The sequence below is a fragment of the Mariniflexile fucanivorans genome (assembly GCF_004341235.1).
GTDB lineage: Bacteria > Bacteroidota > Bacteroidia > Flavobacteriales > Flavobacteriaceae > Mariniflexile > Mariniflexile fucanivorans.
On sequence record NZ_SLUP01000014.1, the window covers coordinates 3,272 to 5,965 of the forward strand.

Sequence of the window (2,694 nt, forward strand, 5' to 3'; positions counted from 1 at the left end):
AACTCTCAATTTCAAACCATTTAAAAGATGCTGTATTATTGCTTTCTTTACCTAATGAAGTTGTGTACATTCCGTAGATCGTTCCTACAAATCCACCAGCTTGTTTGGTGCTTAAAAAACGAGCATCTACATTTTGTTGTAACATTTTAAAATCTTCATTTTCTTCAGCATATAGAAAATGATACACTGCTCCTTTTGCTTCAATTTTTAATTTTAGTGAAGCGTTTAATTGCAATGGTTTTTCTATGAGCAGGTTCATGCTATTTTCCGAAGATTGAAATAATTGAATTACTGGCTTTCCTTTTGCCACAGACTTACACATATAATAAAAATAAGCGTTGTTTTGAAACGCCACTAAGCCCGATTTTTCATTCTCTTTTGAAGTATTAAAATCCATTTCTGCACTAACACTTCCTTTTGAATGTTGCTGTCTATAACCAATAAAACTTGGATTTTGAGGATTTGAAACACTTTCTGCACGTGTTTTAATTTCTAAACTTCCATCTGAAATGTTGTACCATTTTTCTCTTGGAGTACGTAAAAACAAATATTCAAGACCTAATTCAGCAGTGTCAAATTCTTCCTTAAAAGCATAGTTACCGCTATGTTTAAATGATTTTTTCTGCTTTACAACATTGTTTGGCGTTGGATAGTTCGCTTTTACAATAACATCTCCTAAATCAAAAACCGGCCAATCATTCACCCATTTTACGGGCGCCATAAATGTTTCTCGTCCTGTATTGAAATAGCTATCCTCGTATGGTCTACACCCTAAAAAAACACCCCACCAATTGCCGTTTGTATCTTCAATAATATCCGCGTGTCCTGTTGAAGTAATAGGATTTAATCGATTGTCATTTAAATGCCTTTGCGTTAAAATTGGATTGTTTTCATAACTAACATAAGGCCCTTCTACATTTTCACTTCTAAATACCACTTCAGAATGATCTTCAGCAGTGCCACCTTCCGCAGCCATTAAATAATAAAAACTGTTTCTTTTATAAATATGCGGTCCTTCAATCCAAATTGGTTTTTTAGAAATATCAGTTCCACCATTTACTAAAATTATGGGTTCTCCAACTACTTTTCCTTTTTCAACATCAATTTCATACATTTTAATCGTTCTATGTCCGTCATATAATGGTTTTTTATCCGGCGCATCGCTATTGTAAATGATGTACACTTTTCCATTATCATCAAAAAACAAGGAAGGATCAATGCCTTCAACTTCTGGTAGCCATATTGGGTTAGACCAAGGTCCTTCTGGGTTTGTAGCTGTAACCACAAAATTATTTTTACCTCCAACAATGGTGCAGGTTACATAATAAACACCATTTTTAAACCGAATTGCAGGGGCAAAAACGCCTTGAGACACATCCAATCCATCCAAATACAATTGTTCCGGTCTGTCTAGTACATTTCCTATTTGTTGCCAATTTACCAAGTCGTTACTTTTAAAAATGGGAATTCCGGGAAAATACGCAAACGTAGAGTTTACCAAATAATAAGCATCTTCCGCTTTGCAAATACTTGGATCTGGATAAAAACCTTGTAAAATTGGGTTTGAGAATGTATTTATTTGGTTTTCAACTATGTTAACTTGTTCTTTTTTATTTGAACAACCAAATGCGACAATTACAAATACTACTACTATTGCACATTTTTTTATTCTATACATTTTTATTCTTTTAAACCCTCTAACACTGCAAAATAAGCAGGTTTTGGTTGTAAATTATCATCATATATACACGGCCAATCTTTCATATTAAAAAAGCCTTTAATCCAAGAATCTCTATCTGTAAAATCCCAAAACGTAATTCCAAATTGTTGTGCTTTCGGCACTATTTCCTTGTACATTTTAATCAGACTTTTATACTTCTCAGCTTGTGCTTGTTTCATTTCATCTGTTAAAACACTATAATTTTCAATACCACCTAACCTTTCATCATTATGTGTATTAAAAATAATATCGACTTCAGATAAATGTATTTGCAAACCCGTTGCCGCAGCTTTTTTTAATGAATACGCTATAATTTCATCAGGAATATCCATGCGTATATGCATTTGAAAACCTATACCGTGAATTGGAACCCCTTTTTCTTTAAATTCTTTTACCATATTTAAAACGGCGTTTAACTTTACGGTGTCTCTTTCAATGTTGAAATCGTTGTAAAACAATACAGCGTTAGCATCTGCTTCATGCGCATACCTAAACGCTTTTTCTATATAACTTTCGCCCAATTTTTTATACCAAAACGTTTCTCTGTAATTTCCTCCACTAGATGCAAAAGCTTCATTTACCACATCCCATGCGGCTACTTTACCTTTATATCTTCCTACATAGGTCTTTATATACTGTTGCATAAAGTTCCCTAGCCAAATACTATCTTTTTCACCTTTCTCTTCCACCCACTTAGGTGTGGAACTATGCCAAATTAAATTATGCCCAAACAACCGTTGATTGTTCTTTTCTGCATACTGTAATATGATGTCGGCAGTTTTCCAGTTGTACTGATTTTCAGCTGGTAAAATGGACTGCATTTTCATATCACTTGTTGCGGTAATACTATTAAAATTATCAATTTGTAATTTTTGAAGTATCGTATCATTCATTAACGTATGAATCTTTATGGCAGTACCTATTGGAAAAGTTGAAGCATCTTTTAAACCGATAGCGCTCTCCATTTTTTTTAA

The 2,694-nt window shown here is 33.5% G+C and carries 2 protein-coding genes; both read right to left on the bottom strand.

Going from position 1 to position 2,694, the window contains the following annotated elements; translation table 11 throughout:
- The coding region (locus EV196_RS19355) for a glycoside hydrolase family 43 protein (RefSeq protein WP_132219448.1) at positions 1–1,678 on the bottom strand (1,678 nt) is incomplete at its 3' end.
- A 2-nt stretch (positions 1,679–1,680) separates the two neighbouring features.
- The coding region (locus EV196_RS19360) for an endo-1,4-beta-xylanase (protein ID WP_207902882.1) at positions 1,681–2,694 on the bottom strand (1,014 nt) is incomplete at its 5' end.